The sequence below is a fragment of the Streptomyces sp. NPDC012637 genome (genome assembly GCF_042954805.1).
GTDB lineage: Bacteria > Actinomycetota > Actinomycetes > Streptomycetales > Streptomycetaceae > Streptomyces.
This window is the reverse complement of the sequence record NZ_JBIBDS010000001.1, coordinates 120,532-139,999: the sequence shown is the minus strand read 5'-3', so window position 1 is coordinate 139,999 and position 19,468 is coordinate 120,532. Positions and strand designations below refer to the sequence as shown.

Genomic DNA, 19,468 nt, shown 5'->3' with positions numbered 1-19,468 from the left:
CCTCACCCGTCCAGGACGGACGCGTGGCCGGGGCGCGCCGGGGCACGCAGGCCGGCCAGGGCGAAGTCGGCCATGCCTTCGGCGAAGCCGGTCTCCGGCTCCCATCCGAGGTCGCGCCGCAGCCGTGAGGAGTCCGCGGTGACGTGCCGGACGTCCCCGAGCCGGAACTCCCCGGTCACCACCGGACCGGGGCCGCCGTGCGCCCGCGCGAGCGCCGCCGCCATCTCGCCCACCGTGTGGGGCTCCCCGCTGCCGGTGTTGTACGGGGTGAGGGCGCCGGCCGGCAGCACGGCGACGGCCTCCAGGGCGAGCACGTTGGCCGCCGCGACGTCCCGCACGTGCACGAAGTCCCTACGCTGCCCGCCGTCCTCGAAGACGCGGGGCGCCTCGCCGCGGGCGAGTGCCGAGCGGAACAGCGAGGCCACGCCCGCGTACGGGGTGTCCCGGGGCATGCCCGGCCCGTACACGTTGTGGTAGCGCAGCGACACCGCCGTCCCGCCCACCGCCCGGGCCCAGGCCGACGCCAGGTGCTCCTGGGCGAGCTTCGTCGTGGCGTACACGTTGCGGGGGTCGGCCGGTGCGTCCTCCCCGACCAGTCCGGGCGCGAGTTCCTCGCCGCACGCGGGACAGCGCGGTTCGAAGCGGCCCGCGGCCAGGTCCTCGGGGCGGCGCGCGCCCGGCCGGACCTGGCCGTGCCGGACACACTCGTACCGGCCCTCCCCGTACACCACCATCGAGCCCGCGAGGACCAGCCGCCGCACGCCCGCCTCCGCCATCTGCGAGAGGAGCACGGCCGTGCCGAGGTCGTTGCAGGCCACGTAGTCGGGGGCGTCGGCGAAGTCCTTGCCGAGGCCGACCATCGCGGCCTGGTGACAGACCGCGTCGACTCCGGTGAGGGCCGCCCGTACCTCTGCCGCGTCCCTGACGTCGGCGTGCGTGAACCCGACGGGCGGACGCTCCGGTACGGCGGCGTGCGCGCTCGGCAGCAGCGCGTCCAGGACGACGGGATCGTGGCCCGCGGCGAGCAGTGCCGTGACGATGTGCGAGCCGATGAACCCGGCTCCTCCGGTGACGAGTACGCGCATGCCCGGAACGCTACGGAAAAGGCGCGGGCGGCGGGGCCGTCCGCGCCGCTCCGTAAGACTTCCGTCAGCCCCGCGGCCCGCCGCCACCGCGGAACTACGCGTCGCGCAGGCGCAGCAGCAGGCCACCGGTGAGCAGGGCGGCCGCCGTCCAGGCGGCGAGGACGCCGAGGCCGGCCCACGGGCCGATGGGATCCTGGTCGCGATCGCCTCGGGGAGCCGACGACTATCTGGCCAAGCCCTTCCACTTCCCCGAACCGGTGCTCCGCGTCCGGGCCCTGGCCCGGCACCGGCCCGGCGCCCGGGCCCGCTCCTCCGGGCCGCGGGCATCGAGCTCGATCCGCACCGGCGGACGGTCACCCGGGACGGCAGTCGGCTCGACCTCTCGGTGAAGGAGTTCGCCCTGCTCGAAGCCCTGCTGGAGGCCGGCCCGGCCTTCCTCGTCGCGGAGGCTCCTGGAACGCGTGTGGGACGAGCACGCCGACCCGTTCACCAACACGGTGGCGGTGACCATCGGCCGCCTCCGCCGCAAACTCGGCGCACCACAGGTCGTCACCATCATCCCGGGCGTGGGCTACCGCGTGGCCGAACGCCCGTGAGCCGTCCCTCCTTCCCCACGCGCAACGTCAGGGGCGGAGGGTCACCGTCACGGTCGTCACGTACGGTTCGTCCATCCACCCGTCCGGGAAGTGCCGTGCGAGGTGCGCCCGTTCCGCGGCGAGGAAGGCCGAGGCCTCGGACTCGCCGAGCACGATGACGGCCGAGTGCGTCGCCAGCTTCGCGAGGTGGAAGTCGACGGTGATGCGGCGCGACCAGCGGAGCGTGCGCTTGCGCCAGGAGAGCCCGGCCGGGGTGTCCACGTCGGAGATGAAGCACCCGGGCCCGAACCACTTCTCGATCCTGGTGCGTTGATCGGCCACCCACGGCACGGACGGGTCGGGGTCGTTCCACATCAGCGCGAGCGCGCCCCCGGGGCGCAGGACCCGCACGGCCGACGGGACGGCGAGGGCGGGGTCGGTCCAGTGCCAGGACTGGGCGTAGGTGATGAGGTCGAGCGAGGCGTCGGCCAGCGGCAGCCGGTTGCCGTCCCCCCGTACGAGCGGAATCCCGGGCAGCTCACTGCGGAACTGCGCCGCCATCTCGGCGCCGGGCTCCACGCCCACCACCGTCGCCCCGCGTTCGTGCAGGGCACGAGCGGCGATCCCGGTCCCGGTGCCCACGTCGGCCACCCGGGCCCCGGCCAGCGGCCGACCGCTGAACTCCTCCACCGTCTCGAAGGCGGCGGCGGGGTACCGGGGGCGGTGTGCGGCATAGGCTCGCGCGGCTCGGCCGAAGGCCAGAGCGCGTGTCGGCGGGGGAGAGTCGGAGGCCATGCCCCGACTATTCCGCGCGCCGGGCCTCCGGGACAGAGCGCGTCTTCGGCCACGGCCGGCCGTGCGCGGCGGAGTCGCATGCCCGGCGTCGGAAGAGGAGGCGCTCGCGTCGATGCGGGTGATGACCACACGTCACGCGACCCGCGGGGCGGTGACCCGCGGCGCCGGCGTCACCTGCCAGGCCGGAACACCCGCAGGTCCTGCACCTCGTAGGACATCTCCGTCGTCGCGTCGTCCGGTGCGGGGTGGTAGCGGCCGGCACAGACGGAGAGGTTGACGATCAGGGCGGCGTGCCAGCCGCGTCCGACGCCCCGGTCGTCGGCGAAGACCTCGGTCCCGTCGAGCCACCACACCACCGAGCGCGCTCCGAACTCGACGCGCAGAGTGATCCAGCCGCCCGGCCTGACGCCGGGGGAGCGGTGGTAGCGGTGGGTGCCGCGGACGCGGTTGGACAGCTCCAGGAGATCGGGGTTGTCGGGGTGGTACTCGAAGACGTCGACCTCCTGACCGCCGTCGCGCCAGGTCCAGATCGCCGGCCACGCTCCCATCTCCTCCGGGAGCCGCACCCGCGCCTCCAGCACGTCCCTGGTGCGCACCTCGAAGCCCTCCGGGCTGCCCTCCGTGGTCAGCAGGCCGGCGTCCCACAGCCCGTCGCGCCGGCGGGTCGCCCGGAACACTCCCGTACGGCTGTACGCGGGATCGTCGACGAGGTGGTCGAGCTTGTTGTCGCCCGGATTGACCGGGCCTCCGTTCGGATAGGCCCAGCTGCGGCCCGCGACCCACTGGTCGGACGAGCCGAAGTCCGCGCTGAATACCGGCTCTTCGGCCGGGGGCCAGGTCGGCATGCGCTTCTCCTCGCGTCAGGGATCCCGCAGCGGACTGCGTGCGTCCGATGTGTCTCCGGCTGTTCTGCCCGCCGGGGCCGCCCGGATGCGGAATATCTCACTCCTTGTCCGGAAGTCGCCACGCGCAGCCCTCGCGACGAGCGCCGCCGCCGGGTCCGCCACCACCCGCGACAGCGCCTCCGGTTGTTCCAGGACCGCCGGTTCACCGGGCCTCACCGCTGTCCGGCAGGGGGTGCCGTGCGGTGTCTTGACCGATCAGCTCGCCGCATCGTACTTTCGAGCGCACCGGCTCGTGGGTTGTCGAAAGGAGGCGACGTCGGATGTCCGTCTTCTCCGACCTGAACCGCCTCGCTCACCGGGCCGCCTGGGTTCCGGGCCGTGTAGCGCACGGCTGCTGAGCAGCCCCTCTTTTCCCGGTGCGCCCGATCGTGGCCCCGGCATCTCTTGATCTCCGTCACCACCTCGCGGCGCGCCGTGCATGCCGTCCACCGTGTGCACGGCTTCGCGTGCTGATGTGAGCCATGGGTCTCGCGCTCCGGGTTCGGGCGCCCTGGTCTCGCGAGCCGCGCCACCGATACAGAAAGCTCCTGAAATGGCGACTACGACGACCGGATCGACCGTGCACCGAAATGAGGACATGTCATGGTAGAGGCGCGGATCACCGTCAACGGGAAAGAAGCGCCGATCTCGCCCTTCGCGCCCCACACGACCGTGCTCGACTTCCTGCGCGAGCGTGGCCTCACCGGCACCAAGGAGGGCTGTGCCGAGGGCGAATGCGGCGCCTGTGCGGTCCTCGTGGCCCGTCCCGGGGTGAAGAAGCCCACCGACTGGGTGGCGGTCAACGCCTGTCTGGTCCCGGTCGCGGCACTCGACGGGCAGGAGATCGTCACCTCCGAAGGACTCGCCACCCCGGGTCCGCCCGGCGAGCCCGGCACGCCGCCCGGGCTGCACCCCGTGCAGGAGGAGATGGCCGTCCGCGGCGGCTCCCAATGCGGCTACTGCACACCGGGATTCATCTGCAGCATGGCCGCCGAGTACTACCGCCCCGACCGCTGCGCACACGCGGACGCGCTCGTGGACGGGGGAGCGCTTGCGGATGCGGATGTGCTCGCGGATACGGTCGCGAGCGCGGCCGGCGGCGACGGCGCCCACGGCAGTCGTTCCTCCGCCGACCCCGAGCACGGTCCGAACGGATTCGACCTCCACGCGCTGAGCGGAAACCTGTGCCGCTGCACCGGCTACCGCCCCATCCGCGACGCGGCCTTCGCCGTCGGAGCGCCCGCCGACGACGACCTTCTGGCGCAGCGCCGCGAGCAGGCCCCGCCCGGGCCCGTCGCCACCTCGTACACCCAGGGCGGCAGCGCCTTCCTGCGGCCCGCCACCCTGGCCGAGGCGCTGCACGAGCTGCGCGAGCGGCCCGACGCGGTCGTCGTCGCCGGCAGCACCGACTGGGGCGTCGAGGTCAACATCCGGTCCCGTCGCGCCGGTTGCGTGGTCGCCGTCGACCGGCTGCCCGAACTCCGCGACCTGCGCGTCGGAACCGACCGCATCGAGATCGGCGCGGCGGTGACGCTCACCGAGATCGAGCGCCGCCTGGACGGCCGCGTCCCGCTGCTGGCAGAGCTGTTCCCGCAGTTCGCCTCCCGGCTCATCCGTAACAGCGCCACCCTCGGCGGCAACCTGGGCACCGGCTCGCCCATCGGCGACACCCCGCCCGTCCTGCTCGCCCTGGAGTCGTCGGTGGTGCTCGCCGCACCCGACGGCGAACGCGAGGTGCCGCTGGCCGACTACTTCACCGGCTACCGGCAGAGCGTGCGCCGTCCCGGTGAGCTGATCCGCTCGGTGCGCATCCCGCTGCCGCTGTCGCCTGTCGTGGCGTTCCACAAGATCGCCAAGCGCCGCTTCGACGACATCTCCAGCGTCGCGGTCGCCTTCGCCCTCGACATCGAGGACGGCGTCGTCCGCAAGGCACGCATCGGCCTCGGCGGCGTGGCCGCCACCCCGATCCGCGCACTCGCCACCGAGGCGGCCCTGGAGGGCAGGCCGTGGTCGGCGGAGACGGCCGAGTCCGCGGCCCAGGTGCTGCGGGCCCAGGGCACGCCCATGGACGACCACCGCGCCAGCGCCGCGTACCGCTCGGCGATGCTCGGCCAGAGCCTGTTGAAGACGTACGCACGGACCACCACGGAGGCGGTGTCGTCATGAGTCAGCTGTCCCAGCGCCCCGAGAAGCCGGTCGTCGGCCTCCCGTTGCCGCACGAGAGCGCCGGCCTGCACGTCACGGGCGCCGCGCTCTACACCGACGACCTGGTCCACCGCACCAAGGACGTGCTGCACGCCTACCCGGTCCAGGTCATGAAGGCCCACGGCCGGATCACCGCGCTGCGCACCGCGCCCGCGCTCGCCGTGCCCGGTGTGGTCCGCGTGCTGACCGGTGCGGACGTGCCCGGCGTCAACGACGCCGGCATGAAGCACGACGAGCCGCTGTTCCCCGACGAGGTGATGTTCCACGGCCACGCGGTCGCCTGGGTGCTCGGCGAGACCCTGGAGGCGGCCCGGCTCGGCGCGGCGGCCGTCGAGGTGGAACTCGACGAACTGCCCTCCCTGGTCACCCTGCAGGACGCGATCGCGGCCGAGAGCTTCCACGGCGCCCGGCCCGTGATGGTGGCCGGAGACGTCGACGCCGGCTTCGCCGACTCCGCGCACGTGTTCACCGGTGAGCTCCAGTTCTCCGACCAGGAGCACTTCTACCTCGAGACGCACGCGGCGCTGGCCCTCGTCGACGAGGCCGGGCAGGTCTTCGTCCAGAGCAGCACCCAGCACCCCTCGGAGACACAGGAGATCGTCGCGCACGTGCTCGGCCTGCCCAGTCACGAGGTGACCGTGCAGTGCCTGCGGATGGGCGGCGGCTTCGGCGGCAAGGAGATGCAGCCGCACGGCTTCGCGGCCGTCGCCGCGCTCGGCGCCCGGCTGACCGGCCGGCCGGTCCGGCTCCGCCTCAACCGGACCCAGGACCTGACCATGTCAGGGAAGCGGCACGGGTTCCACGCCGCGTGGAAGATCGGCTTCGACGCCGAGGGCCGCATCCAGGCCCTCGACGCCACCCTGACCGCGGACGGCGGCTGGAGCCTCGATCTGTCCGAGCCCGTCGTGGCCCGTGCCATGTGCCACATCGACAACACCTACTGGATCCCCCACGCCCGCGTCACCGGCCGCATCGCCAGGACCAACAAGGTTTCCAACACCGCCTTCCGCGGCTTCGGCGGCCCGCAGGGCATGCTGGTGATCGAGGACATCATGGGCCGCTGCGCACCGCTGCTCGGCCTGGACCCGACGGAACTCCGCGAGCGCAACTTCTACCGGCCGGGCCAGGGCCAGACCACGCCGTACGGACAGCCGGTCACCCACGCCGAGCGGATCTCGACCGTCTGGGGGCAGGTCAAGGAGGAGTCCCGCATCGCCGACCGCAGGCGCGAGATCGCGGCCTTCAACGCCGCGCACCCGGACACCAAGCGGGCGCTCGCGATCACCGGCATCAAGTTCGGCATCTCCTTCAACCTCACCGCCTTCAACCAGGGCGGCGCGCTCGTCCTGATCTACAAGGACGGCTCGGTCCTGATCAACCACGGCGGCACCGAGATGGGCCAGGGCCTGCACACCAAGATGCTGCAGGTGGCCGCGACCACGCTGGGCATCCCGCCGCACAAGGTACGGCTCGCCCCGACGCGCACCGACAAGGTGCCCAACACGTCCGCCACCGCCGCCAGTTCCGGAGCGGACCTCAACGGCGCCGCCGTGAAGAACGCCTGTGAGCAGCTCCGGGCACGACTCCTGGAGGTGGCGGCCACCCGACTGGGCGCCAACGCCTCGGACGTCCGCATCGTCGAGGGCGTCGCCCGCGTCCTCGGCAGCGACGAGGAACTGGGCTGGGACGACCTGGTGCGCACCGCGTACCTCCAGCGCGTGCAGCTGTCGGCGGCCGGCTTCTACCGGACCGAGGGACTGCACTGGGACGCGAAGGCGTTCCGGGGCTCGCCGTTCAAGTACTTCTCCTACGGCGCCGCCGCGACCGAGGTGGAGGTGGACGGCTTCACCGGCGCGTACCGCATCCGCCGGGTGGACATCGTGCACGACGTCGGCGACAGCCTCTCCCCGATGATCGACATCGGCCAGGTCGAGGGCGGCTTCGTCCAGGGCGCGGGCTGGCTGACGCTCGAGGACCTGCGCTGGGACACCGGCGACGGACCGGACCGCGGTCGGCTGCTGACCCAGGCCGCGAGCACGTACAAGCTGCCGAGCTTCTCGGAGATGCCCGAGGAGTTCCACGTCACGCTCCTCGAGAACGCCACCGAGGAGGGAGCGGTGTACGGCTCCAAGGCCGTGGGCGAACCTCCGCTGATGCTGGCCTTCTCGGTGCGGGAAGCCCTGCGGGAGGCCGCCGCGGCGTTCGGGCCCGCCGGAGTCAGCGTGGAACTCGCCTCTCCCGCAACACCGGAGGCGGTGTACTGGGCCGTCGAAGCGGCCCGTGCGGCCGGCGCGCGGGAACGGGCCGGCGGCCGGGCACGCGACGGCATCGGGAATCCCGCCGACACCGACGCACCGCTCCATGCCTGACATGACCTGGGTCGCCGCGGTCGCGCGGTTGCGAGCACGCCGGGAGCCCGGCGTGCTGGTGACCGTCGCGACCGTGCGCGGCCACGCGCCCCGCCGGGCCGGCGCGAAGCTCGTCGTCGGGCGGACCGAGGCGTGGGGCTCGATCGGCGGCGGCAACATCGAGGCCGTGGCCATCGACCGGGCCCGCGAGCTGATCGGCACGGCCGGTCCGGAACCCGAGCTGATGGAGTTCGCCCTGAACGACAAGGTCACCGGCCGGCACGGCGTGCAATGCTGCGGCGGAGCCGTCACCGTGCTGCTCGAACCGCTGCCGGTGGTCCCCGCGGTCGCGGTCTTCGGCGTCGGGCACGTCGGCCTCGAACTGGCACGCATCCTGGCCCGCCACGACCTGGACCTGCACCTGGTCGACACCCGCCCCGACATGCTCACCGACGAACGGCTCGGCGTGCTGCTCGCCGACGCGGTGGCGCAGGTCCGCGTGCACCACACGCCGCTGCTTCCGGAGGAGGTGCTCGCGGAGCTGGCCCCCGGCACCCACGTGCTGATCATGACCCACGACCACGCCGAGGACGCCGCCCTGTGCGACGCCGCCCTGCGCACCACTGGTCTCGGCACGATCGGACTGATCGGCTCGGCCGCCAAATGGGCGCGCTTCCGGCAGCGCCTGGCCACCGAGGGCGGCCACGACGACGTCACCATCGACCGGATCAAGACCCCGATCGGAACGGCCGGGATCACCGGGAAGGAACCCGCCACGATCGCGGTGAGCGTCGCGGCGGACCTGCTCCGGACGTTCGAACAGGACGGCGGCTGAGCGGCGCCGCGCCGCCGTGCCCCCGGGTGGCGGCTGTCCTGGACACCCGTCACCCGCCCTCCGGGCCCTTGACAACCAGTCATGCTCCTGACACCAGTTGCACTGCATCACTCCCACGAACGGCACGTGCACCCGAAGGGGACGATCAGCGCATGACCAAGCCCGAGAGCGCGGGACACGACTACGACGTCGTCATCAGCGGGGCGAGCCTCGCCGGCAGCGCCGCGGCGATCCTGCTCGCCCGCCGCGGCGCCCGCGTCGCACTCCTGGAACGCCGCTCGGATCCCGGGGCGTACAAGGTGCTGTGCACCCACTCCCTCACGGCCAACGCCTACCCGGTGCTCGACGAACTCGGCCTCGTGCCCGCCCTGGAGCAGGCGGGTGCCATCCGCAACGAGGCGCGCTGGTACACCCGTTGGGGCTGGATAGAACCGAGGGCCGCCCCCTCGGGGCCCGGACTGCCGTACGGCTACAACATCCGGCGCAGCACACTCGACCCGCTCATCAGGTCCCACGCGGCCCGGACGCCCGGCGTCGATCTGCTCCTCGGCCACCAGGTGACCGGACTGGTCCGCGAGGCCGGCCGGACCGTGGGAGTCCGGGCATCGGCAGCGGACGGCGAGCGGGAGATCCGGGCCCGCCTGGTGGTCGGCGCCGACGGCAGGGACTCGGCCGTGGCGAAGTTCGCCGAGGTGCCGGTGCGGCGGCACGAGAACGCGCGGTTCGGCTATCTCGCGCACTTCCGCGGCCTTCCCCTGCGCGACGGCATCGCCCACGCCTGGTTCCTCGAACCCGACATGGCGTACGCGTTCCCCAACGACGACGGGGTGACGGTCGTCGCCGTCCTCCCGGACAAGAAGCGCCTGCCGGCCTTCCGGGAAGACCTTGAAGGGAGCTTCCTGGACTTCGTCCGTGGTCTGCCCGAGGCGCCGCCCGTCGACTCCGCCGAGCGCGTCTCGAAGATCATCGGAACGGTCGACTACCCGCTGCTCACGCGCGAACCGACGGCACCGGGCCTCGCGTTGGTCGGCGACGCCGCCCTGACCGGCGATCCGCTGTGGGGCGTGGGATGCGGGTGGGCCCTGCAGTCCGCGCAATGGCTGGCAGAGGCGGTCGCCACCGCCGTGACCGGCCGCGGCGACCTGGACAAGTCGCTCGCGGCGTACGCCCGCACGCACCGCCGACGGCTCACCGGCCACCAGAAGCTGGCCGTCGACTTCGCGAAGACCGCCCGCCCCTTCAACCCCGGCGAACAGCTGATGTTCTCGGCGGCGGCGCGCGACGCGGCGATGGCGCGGCACATGTTCCTGTTCGCCTCCCGCCTCATCGGCCCGTTGCGCTTCCTGAGCCCTCTCGCCCTCGCGAGGGCGGCGGTCGTCAACATGAGGCACCGCAGGACGGCCACTCCGCCCGTCCGCGCGTGACCTGGACCGGAGCCGATCGTTCCTCCAGGCATGAAGAAGATCGTCACTGCCGCCGTGCTCACCCTCACCGGCGTCGCCATCGCCGCTCCCGCGCACGCCGGAGGCGTCGGCAACGTCGCCGAGGCGCTGCCGCTCGACACCGCCGCCCCCGTCACGAAGACCCTGCCGCTGAACCCGAAGGAGATGAGGCCCGACGGCGACGGCCTCGTCCCCGTCGGCGGCACCCTCAAGAAGCTGCGCGCGGCCAAGCCCTGAGGGAGCGGCCGTCCCGGAGCCGTGGGCGGTCAGGCCGGTCGGGCCGTGGGCGGTCAGGCTGACGCCTACGGCCCCGGCGCGAGCCGCTCGACCGCGACGAGCGCCGCGTCGTCGCCGAGATGGCCGCCCGCGTACGCCTGCAGGTCGGCGCGCAACCGGTCGACCAACGTCTGCGGATCGTCCCCGGCCCAGGCCGCGAGCCGTTCCGTCAGCGGGTAGAAGGCGCGCGAGCGGTCCCGGGCCTCGACGACCCCGTCCGTGTAGAGCAGGAGCGTGTCGCCGACGCCGAAGGGGAAGCTCTCGACCGTCACGTCGGGGGACAGGACGTCCGACAGACCCAGCGGCGGGCTCGCCTCCCCCGTGTCGAGCGAGATCACCCGTCCCTCCCTGAGGAGCAGCGGCGGCGGGTGACCGCAGTTCACCAGCCGCACCACCGGCTCGGCGTCGGGGACGTCCAGAACGACCGCGGTGACGAAGGCTTCGTCCGTGTGGTCGGCCATCTCGTCCGCACCCGGTCCCGCCGCCGACGCACCGTCGGCCTCCGCCGAACCGACTCCCGCCTCCAGGTGCCTGATCAGCTCCGGCAGCTCCCGCTCCCGGCCGGCCGTGACCCGGAAGGCGCCGAGGACGAGCGACGCCTCGCTGATGGCGTCGAGCCCCTTCCCCCTGGCGTCGCCGATCAGCAGCCGGGTCCCGGTCGCCGTACGGGCCGCCGCGTACAGATCGCCTCCCATCTGCGCCTCCTCCTCGGCCGCGAGGTAGACCGAGGCGATGCGCAGCGGCCCGGCCCGGTGGGGGAGCGGTCGCAGGACGACGCTCTGGGCGGCGTGGGCGATGGAGCGCAGCCGCGACACCCGGCTCTCGTCCCGCTCCCGCAGATGGGCGAAGAAGGTCGCGATGACCGAGATCAGGACCAGCGCGACGATCTGGTAGGTGTGGTTGAGGTCCGTGAGGCTCGTCCGCGCGACCGCCACCACCGACTGGGCGAGGACCGCGACCGCGCCCACGAAGGCCGTCATCCGCGGCCCCGCGAACGACGCCGTCATCGCGGGCGCGGCGATCAGGAACGGCCCCAGATGGACCTCGGGGGGAACCAGGACGTCCACCACGGTGACCACCGCGATCAGCGCGAACGGCGCGACCAGCAGCAGCTTGCCGCCGCGCCGGGTGAGGCGGGGGACGGAGGCGCGTCGGTGGGGATCCATGCGAAAGGCATACCGCAGGCGGCGGGGCATGTCCCGTTGCCGGGCCCCCACGGCGCGGCACGTCCCGGTCGCGCCGTGGAGCGCCCGGGCACGCCCTCGGGGGGAGCCTGGGCGTGCGCGGGGCGGCACCCCGGCGAGCCGGGGACCGGGGCGGGCCGGGGACGGGGCGGGAACCGGGTGCGGCCGCCCTCCCAGAGGAGCGGCAGGGACGAGGATTCAGGGGGCGTTCACCCTCACGTACGAACGCGGTCGCCGGTCACTCGTATGGTCGCCCGCGACCACACTCTTACCGAGGAGTAACGTGAGCGCATTCGCTCTCAGCACGCTGACCGCGTTGACCACCGCGTTCGCCCTGACCACCGGCCCCGCGGTGCCCGTGACCCTCACCGCCACGGTGGAGACCCCCGCGGTGTACGACGACGAGGACGGCGGCAACGCCGACGCCGACGACCCGGCCGTCTGGGTCGACCCCGCGAACCCCGGGCGCAGCATCGTCATCGGCACGCTGAAGGAGGCCGGGCTCGACGTCTACGGGCTCGACGGCCGCCGCCTCCAGCACGTCACCGCGCCCCAGGCCCCGGGCGAGGACGCCAAGCCGGGCCGCTTCAACAACGTCGACATCGTCTACGGCTTCGAGCTGGGCGGCCGCAAGACGGACCTGGCCCTCGTCAGCGACCGCGGCCGCGACCGCGTCCGCGCCTACGCGATCGACCCGCGGGCCGTCGCCGAGGGCAGGCCGCCGCTGAAGGACGTCACCGACCCCGCCGCGCCGCCGGTGTTCGCCGCCGACGAGGCCGAGGTGGACGACCAGCGCACCTCCTACGGGCTGGCCGCCTTCAGCGACGACGACGAGGCCTACGTGGTGGTGTCGCGGCGCGAGGAGACCCGCCTGCGGCTGCTGCGCCTGAAGGACCGCGACGGGCACGTCGGTTACGGCACCGCGGACACCCTCGACCTGCCCGCCTCCTTCACCCTGCCGAACGGCCGGAGCTGGACGCCGTGCGCGGACCCCGGCGAGCGGCCCCAGGTCGAGGGCATGGCCGTCGACCAGGAGGAGCACGTGCTGTACGCCGCCCAGGAGCGCGTCGGTCTGTGGCGAATCGACCTGGACGACGCGGAGTTCGAGGACCCGGAGCTGGTCGACCGTGTCCGCGAGTACGGCACGCCCTGGACGTACGACGCCGAGGAGGAGGAGTGCGTCCTCGACACCGCCGCCGACCCCGGCTTCGGAGGTGAGCACCTGAGCGCCGACGCCGAGGGCATCACGATCTACCACGCGCAGGACGGCACCGGCTACGTCCTGGCCTCCAGCCAGGGGGACAACACCTTCGCCGTGTACGAGCGCGACGGGGACAACGACTACGTCGGCGCCTTCCGCATCGCCGACGGCGCGGTCGACGGCGTGCAGCACTCCGACGGCTCCACGGTGGTCAACGTGCCCCTGGGCCGGGCCTTCCCGAAGGGCATGCTGATCACCCACGACGGTGAGGCCACCCCCGCCGACGGCGACCGTGAGGGGACCAACTTCAAGTTCGTCCGCTGGGACGCCGTCGCCGGCGCGTTTCCCCAGCGGCTGACGGTCGACACGGAGTCGTTCGACCCGCGCGACGCGGACTGACGGGGGTTCAGCCGCCGCCGAGCGCGACGTCGTGGGCCGCTTCCTGGACCTCCCGCTGCGGATGGCGGCGTAGTGCGACGACGGCCGCTCGGCAGACGTCCGGCCAGTTCTGGCGGATTCCGAGCGCCGTCGCGAGCCCCAGGGCGAGGAGACCTTCGACGAGGCCGCCGCCGCTGCCGAGGGCTCTGACCGCGGCGAGTCCGGAGGCGGGATCGGCGAGAGGGGCGCCGGAGCGGTGCGTTTCCTCCAGGTCCTTGGCCACCCGGAATGCGAGGACAGGGCGGTCCTCGATCGCCGCGGTGAGGCCGCGGAGCCCGAGGAGCAGGTCGGGCCCCGGGGCCTCCGGGTCGATCGCCCGCACGAGGAGGCCGGTGCGGACGGACGTGACCGACGGTTCGGCAGCCAGCTGTCCGGCGAGCGCCGCGCACACCCGGTGGTCGCGGATCGACGAGTCGACGAGGGACCGCAGCCGACGGCGGGCAGGCAGGTCCCCGCCGTGCTCCCCACCCTCCGGTTCGCCGGCCGCGATGAGGGCCAGGAGCCGGTCGACGACGCCGTGCAGCAGGCTGCCGGGCTCGGCGCCGCCGACCGGATGGGGCAGTGCGGACTGCGCCAGTTCCGTCAGACCGTAGGTCGCCCGCCAGACGGTGAGCGGCGAGGCGAGGTCGGCGCAGACGTCCGCCAGCGCCGTGCCGGCGGCGGGCGTGTACGGCGCCCAGTCACGCAGGACGAACAGGACCGCGTTCGCCGTCGCTTCCTCGGCGACGAAGGGCAGCCGGGCGAGGAGCTCGCCGTACCGGGCCCGGTGGGCCGGGGCCAGGTCGGCCGGGTTGACGTCCAGGAGCGTGCGCCGGGCGGCCTCCGGCCCGTCGGCGGCGGCCGACTCCAACAGGGCCCACATCTCCTCGGCCGGCAGCAGGGTCGCGGCCAGCCGGACGACGGTGGCGTGGACGTCCGGATGGACGCCCGGGGCGCGGCCCACGGCGGACAGGAGGGCGGTGGCGGCGCGCGGGGGCAGATGGTCGGCCGCGAGGCGGGCGGCCGCCTTGCGGACGGTGACCTTCACCCCGCTCTCGCGGGTGAGGACGTCGTGGAGCAGCGCCGCGATCCGGGTGGGCCGGGCGTGGGCGGCGGCGCGGCCGGCCGCGGACCAGGCGGCCGCGGCCCGGTCGTCGCCGGCGTGGTGGAGCAGGGTGCCGAGGGCGCCGGCCGGGTCGTCCGTGTGCGCGGCGGCCTCCAGCGCCGCCGCTGTCAGGGCGGCCTCGGCCTGTTCGGGCGCCGCGGGCCCTGTCGTCGGGTCCCCGGGGCTGCCCGCCGCGGCCGACGCGACGGCCGCGTACCGCTGGACGAGGATCCGGCCGCGCTCCGGCACCGGCGCCACCGCACGGAGCAGCGCGGCGCGTTCGTCGAGCCCGCGGCCGGGGTCGGCGATGGCGGCGGCGGCCAGCCGGACCGCGGCCAGCTGCTGCCGGGGCAGCCATCGGTCGGCGTACCGGAAGGGCGGCAGCGGTCGGCCCGCTCCGGCGGCCCTGAAGCGGCCGCCCTGGGGCGGGGCCGGGGACAGCGCGCCGTCGAGCAGGTCGGTGCGCTGCGCGGAGAGCACGGCGAGCACCTCGGGCAGGAACACCGCCGTCGGCTCCCACGCCAGCAGCTCGGCCACGCGGTCGCCACGAGAAGCGGGGTCGGCCAGCCAGGCCGCCGCGACCTGGCCGAAGACTGCGTCCGGGCAGCTGCGCAAGGCCTGCTCCAGGCGGTTCTGGAGTTCCGGGATCCGGTCCGCGCGCGGCCCGCAGGCCCGGACCAGGGCGAGCAGGGGCGCGACGTCTCCGCCGTCGGCTGCCCGGTCCAGCCACGGACCGAGCGCGTCGAGCACGGCGCCGAGCCCGGCGAGGCGCGCCATGCTTCGGGGCGGGCCGAGTTCGACCTTCCCGGTGTGAGCGGTGAGTGCCTCGATGACGCGTACGGCGGTCCGCGGGGCGGCGGCACCGTCACGCGAACCGTGCGGGGCCCCGACGCCGAGCAGGGCCAACGCCAGGGACCGGAGGGTCTCCCGCGTCCCGTAGGAGCAGTCCCGGGCCCGCAGGGCGTCCAGGCACAGCCGTTCCAGGGACGCGGCGCCGGTGCGGTCCCCGTCGGGCGTGCGGATGTCGAGTGCTGCCGCGAGCAGCGGGGCCGGCAGATCGGCGAACCCGGACAGGGCTTCCCCGCGCACGGGGTCGCGCTCGTTCGTCAGCCGGCCGGCGGCCAGGGCGAGGACTTCCGCGACCTGTTCCGGATCCCGGGTGCGACCGGCGTTGACGGCCAGCCAGTACCAGATCGTCCCGCGCTCCTCGGCGTCACCGGCGCCGAGGGCCGCCCGCAGTTCGGGACGGGCCTCGGCCGGCGGGAGCAGGGCGAGCATGCTCCAGAGGTCCCAGCTCGAACGGCGCTCGGCGCGGAGCGCCTCGACGGCCGTCCGGGCCCGGGCGTGCCGCTCGGCGGCCGGCAGAAGGCCGAGCACCTCTTCGCGCGCGCCGATGTTCCAGCGCTGATCGGCCACGGCGCCGACGGCGTCCACGAAGCCGGAGCGCCGCCCCGGCGGCATCGACCGCAGCAGCGTGCCGAACGCCCCCCGCTGGAACCACCGGGCGGCGAGCGCGGGCAGGGACGGCGGGTCCGCCGCCACCAGCTGCCGGATGACCGCCCCGCCGGGCGTACGCTCCCACCGGGCGGCCGCCCGGGACGGGGCGGCGAGCCACCGTGTGACGCGCTCGGCGTCCACCGCGACCAGCTCGCCGAGCCGGTCGTTCACCGGACCCGGCAGGTCGTCGGGCCCGTATCGCTCGAGCAGCTCCAGCACACGGGCAGGCCCGGCGGGCGTGGCGGCGGCGATCGCGGTGGCGTGCCGCTGCCACCAGCGGTTGCGCAACCGCTGGGGCAGGCCCGCCAGTTCCCGTTCCACGTGGTCCAGTACGGCAACGGGATGCCGTACGGCCAGCGTGCTCCAGTCCTCGAACGCGATCGCCCCGGCGAGGCCGGGCAGCAGCCGCGCGGTGAACTCCGTCGAACAGCCCGGCAGAAGCCGTGCCGCGTCCCGCTCCCCGTATTCGGCACGCGCCCGGAGGACCAGCCGCTCGGCGAGCCCGGCCCGCCGCCCGTCGCGCAGGAGCCGCGCGAGGTCGGCACGGACCACGGCGGGCGCGTCGTCGTAGGCGGCCTCGACGGCGCCGTCGGGAACGGGCAGTCTCCTCGCGCCGCGCAGCGCGTACCGGCGTACCACGGGATCGGGGTCGGCGAGCCGTTCCGCCAGGTGCTCCGCCTCTCCGGCGGTGAGCGCCGCGAGCGCCGCGAGACGCCGCTCGTAGGGGCCGCGTTCGTCCAGGTCGGCGAGGAGGCGCCGTAGGGCACCTCGCCGGGCGAGCCGGTGGGCGGTGATGGCGGTCTGCCGGAGCCGTTCGGCGTGCGGAAGGGGCTCGAGAACGGCGAGGAGCTCGTCAGCGGTGAAGATCATCGCTGGGGATTGTGCCTCAGGCGCGGAGCTCGGCCCAGCGAATATCCGCCCGGGCCCGGGCGCGAGGGCGGATCCGGGGAACTGCCGCGCACCACCGGAGCGTGCTTGGCTGTGGGGCGCGGGCCGGTGCGGACGCAGGACGGGGGAGAAGGCCCTGTGTCCGGGCGGCGACTTCACGGGGGAGGCACTGATGATGTCCGGGTACGGGGACGAGTGGTGGGCGTTGCTGTTCTTCCCGACGGTCCTGTGGGTGTTCTTCGGGCCGTTCGCCATGCTGTTCCTGGGCGTGTGGTGCGGCTCCGCGCCCGGTCCGCGGCCCCGGTGGTGGTCGGTCCTGGTCCCGCTGTACCCGGTGGTCAGTTCGGCGATCGCCATGATCTTCCCGCTGAGCCGGTGGGAGCGCCCGGTGCGGGTGGACGGCGCCGTGGACCTGCCGCCACACCTGACCGATTTCCTCGGCTACGTGGCCGTCTACGTCGGCGGCATCACGGTGCTGCCCTGGCTGCTCGGCTACGGCATCACGCGACTCGTGCGCTGCGTACGGGCCCGCAGGCGCCGCCCGGTCGAGCCGCACGGAGCGGAGCGCACGACGGGGGAGCCGGGCGGGGTGTAGGCGCGTCCGGGCGGAACGGGGGCCCGCCCGCGCGCAGTCCTTTCCGCCGCTCCGGTCTCCCGTGCCGCTCCGGCCCGGACGGCGGGCATGCGTCAGGCAGGCGACGCGGCCCGGTCGGAGTCGCTGCGAAGGACACAGAATTCGTTGCCCTCGGGGTCGGCAAGGACGGCCCAGCCCGAGCCGTCGTCGTTCCGGAGGTCGTCGAGCAGGGTCGCGCCGAGGCCGAGCAGCCGTTCCACCTCCAGATCACGTGAGGTGTCAGGGCGCAGGCACAGGTGGATCCGGTTCTTGGACCTCTTCGTCTCGGGCACCTGGTTGAAGTACAGAACGGGGCCCTCGGCCAGCATCACCTGAGCCTCCCGGACACCGGGCTCGCTGTCCGGGTGCAGGGGACGGCCGGTCACCCCGCTCCAGAACCGGGCAAGCTCGTAGGGGTCCGCACAGTCGATCGCCACGTTCTGCAGTACCGAGATCATGCGGGCCAGCTTTCCTGATCTTCCCTCCGGCTGCCAGAGCCACCTGCCCGGACAGGGCCTTCCCGCGGCAGGACTCAGGGATTCGACCGGCCGAGCTCCGCCGTGTTTTCCTTGGTGGTCACCCCATCGACGAAGGCACGGCACCCATGAACCCCTCGGCCCGTACGGGAGATCCCACCGGCCTCGCCGATCTCACCGGCCACACCGGCACCCCTCCGCTGCCCGCCGCGGAGCGCTTCGAGGACATGGGGCTGCCCGAGGAGGTCCTGACGGCGTTGGCCGGGCAGGGCGTCACCAGCCCGTTCCCGATCCAGTCCGCCGCCCTGCCCAGTGCCCTCGCGGGACGCGACGTCCTCGGCCGGGGGCGTACCGGTTCCGGCAAGACGCTCGCGTTCGGGCTCGCGCTCCTCGCCCGCACGGCCGGCCGCCGCGCCGATGCCAAGAAGCCGCTCGCCCTGGTCCTCGTTCCGACGCGCGAGCTGGCCCAGCAGGTGACCGCGGCGCTCACTCCGTACGCCCAGGCCCTGAAGCTGCGCCTCGCCACGGTCGTCGGCGGTCTGCAGTCGGGCCGGCAGGCGGGCGAGCTGCGCGCCGGGGCCGAGGTCCTCGTCGCCACTCCGGGCCGCCTCAGGGACCTCGTCGAACGCCGGGCCTGCCGCCTCGACCAGGTGCAGATCACGGTCCTCGACGAGGCCGACCAGATGGCCGACCTGGGGTTCCTGCCGCAGGTGACCGAACTGCTTGACCAGGTGCGGCCCGGCGGACAGCGGATGCTGTTCTCGGCCACGCTGGACCGGGACGTCGAGCTCCTGGTCCGCCGGTACCTCCGGGACCCCGTGGTCCACGACGCCGATCCCGCCCAGGAGACCGGTTCCGGCGTCGAGCACCACGTGCTGCACGTCCACGGCGCCGACAAGTTCGCCACCGCCACGGAGATCGCCGCGCGGGACGGGCGCGTGATCATGTTCCTGGACACGAAGCACGCCGTCGACCGGTTCACGCGGCACCTCGTGGCCAGTGGGGTACGGGCCGCCGCGCTGCACGGCGGCAAGTCCCAGCCCCAGCGCACCGACACCCTGGAGCGCTTCAGGACCGGGGCCGTCGACGTCCTGGTGGCGACGAACGTCGCCGCCCGCGGCATCCACGTCGACGACCTCGACCTCGTCGTCAACGTCGACCCGCCCGCCGACCCCAAGGACTACCTCCACCGCGGCGGCCGCACGGCACGGGCAGGCGCCTCCGGAAGCGTGGTCACCCTGGCCCTGCCCGACCAGCGCCGCGACCTGGCGCGGCTCCTCACGGACGCCGGGATCCGGCCCCGGATCACCAAGGTCCGCCCCGGCGAGCCCGAGCTGCGACGCATCACCGGAGCCAGGACCCCCTCCGCCGGCCCCGACGGCGGCACCCCCGCCTCCGCGGGCCGCGACCGGCGAGGCGGCGCGCCCTTCCGCGGCATGGGCACCGTCCCCGGAAGGCCCGGCCGGGCCAAGAACGAGTCCCGCAAGTCGGCCGAGGCCCGGCGCACGGCCGAGGCCCGCAAGGCCGCCCGCGTGCGGCGCGGCGCGTAGACGACGTCCGCCGCCGCCCCGTTCCTCCTCGTCCGCCGGCGCGCTCGGACACCTCGGGCCGGCGCACGTGCCGGCCCGGGGTGCCCGATCGG

14 protein-coding genes and 1 pseudogene are annotated in these 19,468 nt (G+C 74.1%); 9 read left to right on the top strand and 6 right to left on the bottom strand.

The window, feature by feature from the left end:
- Positions 1-2: 2 nt before the first annotated feature.
- A complete protein-coding gene (locus ACFY8W_RS00685) occupies positions 3-1,085 on the bottom strand; it encodes an NAD-dependent epimerase/dehydratase family protein (protein WP_391098403.1) in 1,083 nt (360 codons plus the stop codon).
- Between the two features lie 431 nt (positions 1,086-1,516).
- Between ACFY8W_RS00685 and ACFY8W_RS00680 the strand changes: the two are divergent.
- Positions 1,517-1,681: pseudogene (locus ACFY8W_RS00680) on the top strand (helix-turn-helix domain-containing protein); the annotation flags it as partial.
- 27 nt (positions 1,682-1,708) lie between these two features.
- On the opposite strand, the gene ACFY8W_RS00675 reads toward ACFY8W_RS00680, so the two are convergent.
- Positions 1,709-2,455 (bottom strand): methyltransferase domain-containing protein, encoded by a 747-nt coding sequence (locus ACFY8W_RS00675; protein WP_391098400.1) that lies wholly within the window; start codon positions 2,453-2,455, stop codon positions 1,709-1,711.
- Positions 2,456-2,625: 170 nt separating this feature from the next.
- A complete protein-coding gene (locus ACFY8W_RS00670) occupies positions 2,626-3,300 on the bottom strand; it encodes a beta-glucanase (RefSeq protein ID WP_391098398.1) in 675 nt (224 codons plus the stop codon).
- Positions 3,301-3,942: 642 nt separating this feature from the next.
- On the opposite strand from ACFY8W_RS00670, the gene ACFY8W_RS00665 reads away from it, so the two are divergent.
- From ACFY8W_RS00665 to ACFY8W_RS00645, 5 genes are all read left to right on the top strand, one after another.
- On the top strand, positions 3,943-5,505 hold the full coding sequence (locus ACFY8W_RS00665; RefSeq protein ID WP_391098395.1) for an FAD binding domain-containing protein: 1,563 nt from the start codon (positions 3,943-3,945) through the stop codon (positions 5,503-5,505).
- Positions 5,502-7,913, top strand: a complete 2,412-nt coding sequence (gene xdhB, locus ACFY8W_RS00660; RefSeq protein WP_391098393.1) for a xanthine dehydrogenase molybdopterin binding subunit — start codon at positions 5,502-5,504, stop codon at positions 7,911-7,913. The genes ACFY8W_RS00665 and xdhB overlap by 4 nt, the downstream gene beginning before the upstream one ends.
- Position 7,914: 1 nt before the next feature.
- On the top strand, positions 7,915-8,727 hold the full coding sequence (gene xdhC / locus ACFY8W_RS00655; RefSeq protein ID WP_391101626.1) for a xanthine dehydrogenase accessory protein XdhC: 813 nt from the start codon (positions 7,915-7,917) through the stop codon (positions 8,725-8,727).
- Between the two features lie 152 nt (positions 8,728-8,879).
- Positions 8,880-10,151 (top strand): FAD-dependent monooxygenase, encoded by a 1,272-nt coding sequence (locus ACFY8W_RS00650; protein ID WP_391098391.1) that lies wholly within the window; start codon positions 8,880-8,882, stop codon positions 10,149-10,151.
- 30 nt (positions 10,152-10,181) lie between these two features.
- Complete coding sequence (locus ACFY8W_RS00645) at positions 10,182-10,406, top strand: hypothetical protein (RefSeq protein ID WP_391098389.1); 225 nt, start codon at positions 10,182-10,184, stop codon at positions 10,404-10,406.
- A gap of 65 nt (positions 10,407-10,471) precedes the next feature.
- On the opposite strand, the gene ACFY8W_RS00640 is transcribed toward ACFY8W_RS00645, so the two are convergent.
- A complete protein-coding gene (locus ACFY8W_RS00640) occupies positions 10,472-11,611 on the bottom strand; it encodes a SpoIIE family protein phosphatase (RefSeq protein WP_391098387.1) in 1,140 nt (379 codons plus the stop codon).
- Positions 11,612-11,912: 301 nt separating this feature from the next.
- Here ACFY8W_RS00640 and ACFY8W_RS00635 point away from each other — a divergent pair, with 301 nt between their 5' ends.
- The gene (locus ACFY8W_RS00635) at positions 11,913-13,229 is read left to right on the top strand and encodes a phytase (protein WP_391098385.1); all 1,317 of its coding nucleotides are present in this window, start codon (positions 11,913-11,915) and stop codon (positions 13,227-13,229) included.
- Positions 13,230-13,236: 7 nt separating this feature from the next.
- Here the strand turns inward: ACFY8W_RS00635 and ACFY8W_RS00630 are convergent, their stop codons facing one another.
- Positions 13,237-16,719, bottom strand: a complete 3,483-nt coding sequence (locus tag ACFY8W_RS00630) for a hypothetical protein (protein WP_391098383.1) — start codon at positions 16,717-16,719, stop codon at positions 13,237-13,239.
- A gap of 190 nt (positions 16,720-16,909) precedes the next feature.
- Between ACFY8W_RS00630 and ACFY8W_RS00625 the strand changes: the two genes are divergently transcribed.
- Positions 16,910-17,332 carry a hypothetical protein gene (locus ACFY8W_RS00625; protein ID WP_391098380.1) on the top strand — a complete coding sequence of 141 codons (423 nt, stop codon included), beginning with the start codon at positions 16,910-16,912 and terminating at the stop codon, positions 17,330-17,332.
- A gap of 92 nt (positions 17,333-17,424) precedes the next feature.
- Here the strand turns inward: ACFY8W_RS00625 and ACFY8W_RS00620 are convergent, their stop codons facing one another.
- Positions 17,425-17,808: a VOC family protein gene (locus ACFY8W_RS00620; protein ID WP_391098378.1), complete on the bottom strand. Its 384-nt coding sequence runs from the start codon at positions 17,806-17,808 to the stop codon at positions 17,425-17,427.
- A 146-nt stretch (positions 17,809-17,954) separates the two neighbouring features.
- Between ACFY8W_RS00620 and ACFY8W_RS00615 the strand changes: the two genes are divergently transcribed.
- A complete protein-coding gene (locus ACFY8W_RS00615) occupies positions 17,955-19,376 on the top strand; it encodes a DEAD/DEAH box helicase (RefSeq protein ID WP_391098376.1) in 1,422 nt (473 codons plus the stop codon).
- Positions 19,377-19,468: the final 92 nt, after the last annotated feature.

Excerpts from the sequence above, each read along its gene's own strand:
- ACFY8W_RS00620 (WP_391098378.1), bottom strand. The coding sequence starts at position 17,808 with ATGATCTCGGTACTGCAGAACGTGGCGATCGACTGTGCGGACCCCTAC.
- ACFY8W_RS00670 (WP_391098398.1), bottom strand. The coding sequence starts at position 3,300 with ATGCCGACCTGGCCCCCGGCCGAAGAGCCGGTATTCAGCGCGGACTTC.
- xdhC (WP_391101626.1), top strand. The coding sequence starts at position 7,915 with ATGACCTGGGTCGCCGCGGTCGCGCGGTTGCGAGCACGCCGGGAGCCC.
- ACFY8W_RS00625 (WP_391098380.1), top strand. The coding sequence starts at position 16,910 with ATGATGTCCGGGTACGGGGACGAGTGGTGGGCGTTGCTGTTCTTCCCG.
- ACFY8W_RS00685 (WP_391098403.1), bottom strand. The coding sequence starts at position 1,085 with ATGCGCGTACTCGTCACCGGAGGAGCCGGGTTCATCGGCTCGCACATC.
- ACFY8W_RS00650 (WP_391098391.1), top strand. The coding sequence starts at position 8,880 with ATGACCAAGCCCGAGAGCGCGGGACACGACTACGACGTCGTCATCAGC.
- xdhB (WP_391098393.1), top strand. The coding sequence starts at position 5,502 with ATGAGTCAGCTGTCCCAGCGCCCCGAGAAGCCGGTCGTCGGCCTCCCG.
- ACFY8W_RS00630 (WP_391098383.1), bottom strand. The coding sequence starts at position 16,719 with ATGATCTTCACCGCTGACGAGCTCCTCGCCGTTCTCGAGCCCCTTCCG.
- ACFY8W_RS00615 (WP_391098376.1), top strand. The coding sequence starts at position 17,955 with ATGAACCCCTCGGCCCGTACGGGAGATCCCACCGGCCTCGCCGATCTC.
- ACFY8W_RS00675 (WP_391098400.1), bottom strand. The coding sequence starts at position 2,455 with ATGGCCTCCGACTCTCCCCCGCCGACACGCGCTCTGGCCTTCGGCCGA.
- ACFY8W_RS00665 (WP_391098395.1), top strand. The coding sequence starts at position 3,943 with ATGGTAGAGGCGCGGATCACCGTCAACGGGAAAGAAGCGCCGATCTCG.
- ACFY8W_RS00645 (WP_391098389.1), top strand. The coding sequence starts at position 10,182 with ATGAAGAAGATCGTCACTGCCGCCGTGCTCACCCTCACCGGCGTCGCC.
- ACFY8W_RS00640 (WP_391098387.1), bottom strand. The coding sequence starts at position 11,611 with ATGGATCCCCACCGACGCGCCTCCGTCCCCCGCCTCACCCGGCGCGGC.